The 3450-nt window shown below is 61.8% G+C and carries 4 protein-coding genes; all 4 read left to right on the top strand.

Annotated features, from left to right (window positions below; translation table 11 throughout):
* The coding region (locus AC2VOU_RS02465; RefSeq protein ID WP_486955931.1) for an MMPL family transporter at nucleotides 1–544 on the top strand (544 nt) is incomplete at its 5' end.
* A gap of 98 nt (nucleotides 545–642) precedes the next feature.
* A complete protein-coding gene (locus tag AC2VOU_RS02460; protein WP_486955930.1) occupies nucleotides 643–1518 on the top strand; it encodes an alpha/beta fold hydrolase in 876 nt (291 codons plus the stop codon).
* A gap of 43 nt (nucleotides 1519–1561) precedes the next feature.
* Nucleotides 1562–3058 (top strand): class I adenylate-forming enzyme family protein, encoded by a 1497-nt coding sequence (locus tag AC2VOU_RS02455; protein ID WP_486955929.1) that lies wholly within the window; start codon nucleotides 1562–1564, stop codon nucleotides 3056–3058.
* Complete coding sequence (locus AC2VOU_RS02450; RefSeq protein ID WP_486955928.1) at nucleotides 3051–3353, top strand: hypothetical protein; 303 nt, start codon at nucleotides 3051–3053, stop codon at nucleotides 3351–3353. Before AC2VOU_RS02455 ends, AC2VOU_RS02450 begins: the two co-directional genes overlap by 8 nt.
* Nucleotides 3354–3450: the final 97 nt, after the last annotated feature.

The raw sequence follows: 3450 nt of genomic DNA, 5'->3' as shown, positions 1-3450 counted from the left end.
TGCCACCTTCGGGGCGATGGTCTGGGTGTTTCAGGACGGTCATCTGGCCGGGCTGCTCGGCGTCACCGCCACGGGCACCCTGAACGCCAACATGCCGCCGTTGATGTTCTGCTTGGCGTTCGGGATATCGATGGACTTCGAGGTGTTTCTGCTCTCCCGGATCCGAGAGCAATGGTTGGCCTCGGACCGAAGTGCTGCGGCCAATGTGTGCGCAGTTGCGGTCGGCGTGGCCCGAACAGGCCGAATCTTCACCGCCGCCGCGGCCCTGATGGCGGTCGTCTTCCTCGCGATCGCCACCTCCGGAGTGTCCTCAATGAAGATGTTCGGCATCGGACTGGCGCTGGCGGTCATCGCCGATGCAACGGTGATCCGGCTACTGCTGGCGCCGGCGCTGATGAACCTGATGGGCACCGCGAACTGGTGGCTGCCCCGTCCACTGGCCCGGCTGCACAGCCGGTTCGGCATCGACGAGACAGCACCGGCTGCGGCCGGCAATCTCGAAGCCGTAAACGCTCCGACCACTGAGACACCCCCAAGGGCATAGGTTTTGTCACCGTGCAACATTCGCCACGAAGACGTCTGACCGTCGAACACACTCAACCCAACAACCGATAAAGACCGAAGGGTGAAACACCTATGGACATGACGACAATCGAATCGTGGGACCTCGGCTACCGTGGAACCCACGACCGTCACCGACTTGCTGATGGCTGCGAATTATATTTCGAACTCGAAGGCGAAGGACCGTGTCTGACCTTCGTGTCGACGATCTACGTGGTCAGTACGGCTTGGCGTAATTTCACCCGCAACCTGGCGCCGTCGCACCGGTTGCTGACCTACGACCTACGCAATCAGGGTGCGTCGACCGGGCCGGCGCAGGGCTTCGACCAGCACGTGAGCGACCTTGCCTCGTTGCTCGATCATCTGGGGGTCGAGCGAACTTACCTTGTCGGATCATCGATTTCAACGGTGATCTGCCGAGACTTTGCCGTTGCCCATCCCGACCGGGTCGCAGGACTGATTCTGGTTGGGCCGCCGTTCAGCGCTTGGGGATCGCGGCGGCGGACCCGGATCACCAGGTCATGGCTAACCACATTGAAAAACGGCGGACCCAAGCAACTTTTCGACACGCTGTACCCATTAGTGTTCGGCGATCACGCACAGTCGATCGGCGGCACCGCCACCTATCTCGCGTTGCGGGAACGATTCTTAGCCATCAACTCCGCGGCGCAACTGGAAGCCAATCTCACCGATGCGCTGCAGACAGCGTCCGACAACGACATGTTGCCTCAGGTGCTGGCCCCGACATTGCTCATCGGTGGCGACGATGACTTCTGTGTAAGCCCATCGGGTCTACACGCCGTGGCGGCCATGATGGCTGACGCGCGAGTCGAGATCATCGAACAGTGCGGGCATCTGCCGTTCTTCGAGCACACCGACCGATTCGAATCGGTGCTCGGAGAGTTCGTCAAGACAGTCGAAGCACACTCTGCCCCGCTCGCCGCGGACACCCACTAGGCCCGAAAACTGACGCCAGCCAGCTGGAAGGAAGGTGACACGAATGTATGACAGCGACATCCGAGAACTGCCGCGGCGCTATCTGCAACTCGCCGAGGAACGACCTCACGACGACGCGTTAATCTACGCCCGACCGCCACACGACGGGATTCGTCTCAGTTGGTCGGATATTGCCAATCGCAGCGACGACCTCAAAGCAGGATTCGCGGGGGCCGGAGTCGCGCCGGGCTCGCGATGTGCGGTCACCCTGACCGACCATCCGGACATGATTCCTGCACTGATCGCCCTATGGCGCCTGGATGTAACCGCCGTTCTCATCGATGGGATGTGGGGTGATCGACTACGCCGCAACGCGATCCAACATTCTGGTGCAGACTTCGCGCTGGACTCCATTGAGGGGGCAAAGGTCGTTCGGATAGGGGAATCTGGAGATTTTCCGTACACTATGCCTGAGGATACCGCAATGCTCGGCTACACGTCGGGAAGCACCGGCGATCCCAAAGGTATTCCGTTTACACACCACAAGCTTGCGCTGACAATGTACGCCTCGGCTGCGGCCGGCGCGGCCTTGCGCGGCACCCAGGCCACCCGGATAGCGTGCAGTGCCAGGCTATCGGGCTCGGGAACACTGAACATGCATTACACCTGGGCAGCCTTCGCCGACGCGGCCGTTGTGGTCCTTCCCGAGCTGAACATGCGCACCGCCCGTGACTACTGGAGTCGCATTGATCACCACGGTGTGGAGCAAACCTACCTGGTGCCGGCGCTGGTCGACGTGGTCAATCACATGGCCGGCCCGCGCGCACCCGAGGGTGCATCCCCGCTGTGCTTAAGTGGCAGTGCGCCGGTGTCCAGCCATGCCCAGCAACGCTTCTACGACCGCTTCGGTTTGCCGTTGGTGAACTGTTACGGAATATCTGAGGCGATGTGCGCCAGCTTCTTCGGGTGTGTGCACTCCGGTATCGCCACCAACGACGTGGGCGTGCCATGGCTGCTGCAAGCCCGCCTGGTTGACGCGCAGGGTACGCCAGTTCTCGGTGTCGGTGAGGGCGAGCTGCAATTGGCAGGGCCGACGCTGCTGGACGGCTACTACGGTAACGCCGCGGCCACCGCAGCCGCATTCGACGGTCGATGGTTCAAAACCGGAGACATCATGCGACGGAACCGATCCGGCGTCTACAGCATCGCCGGCCGGATCAAAGACGTGGTGATGAAAGGTGGATTCGCCGTCTATCTGAACGAGGTGGAGGAGGCTGCTCTCGCCGTCGAAGGGGTCATCGAAGCTGCCGGGACACCACTGCAAACCCGTACTGGTGAAGACATCGGGTTGATCGTGCGGATCGCCGCCGGCAGTGTCGCGGACACCGTGTCGGTTGCCGAACGGGTACGTGAGGATCTCGGCGTGCACCGCGCTCCGCGTCGTGTCATCGCCGTCGACGACCCACTGCCGCGCACCGGCCAGGACAAACTGGATCGGCGTGCGGTGGCGGCGCTGTGGGTATCACAGACCGAGACCACCGCGGCGGTGCCCAGTGCCTGACGTGCTGAACGAGACGGAGTTCATCGAGCGAGCCCAAAAGTTCCTGACTGCGCTGCGAGGCCCCGAACATCCTGTCGTGGCCTGTGAGCAAGACCTGGTCAACGAGGCCGGGCTAGACTCGCTGCAGCTGATCGCGCTGCTCGAGTTCGTTGAGCAGCTACGCGGCGAGGAGTTGCTCGAGATTCCGGAGTTGGGCGAGCTGACCTTGCGCAATGTCTACCACAAGTTGTTGATCGGGCAGGACGGAACCGACGTCCTGCTGCACCGATCGAGTTCAGATAGTGAGGAAATGTGATGCCGGAAGCGCCGAAAACTGTCTTGTTAACCGGGGTTACCGGGCTGGTCGGGGGAGCTCTGGCCTTAGAAATGTTGCGTTACACCAAGGATCGGCT

The organism is Mycobacterium sp. TH-M25, from assembly GCF_057473665.1.
Note: the sequence above shows the minus strand (reverse complement) of the source record. Positions and strands in the feature narration are given on the sequence as shown.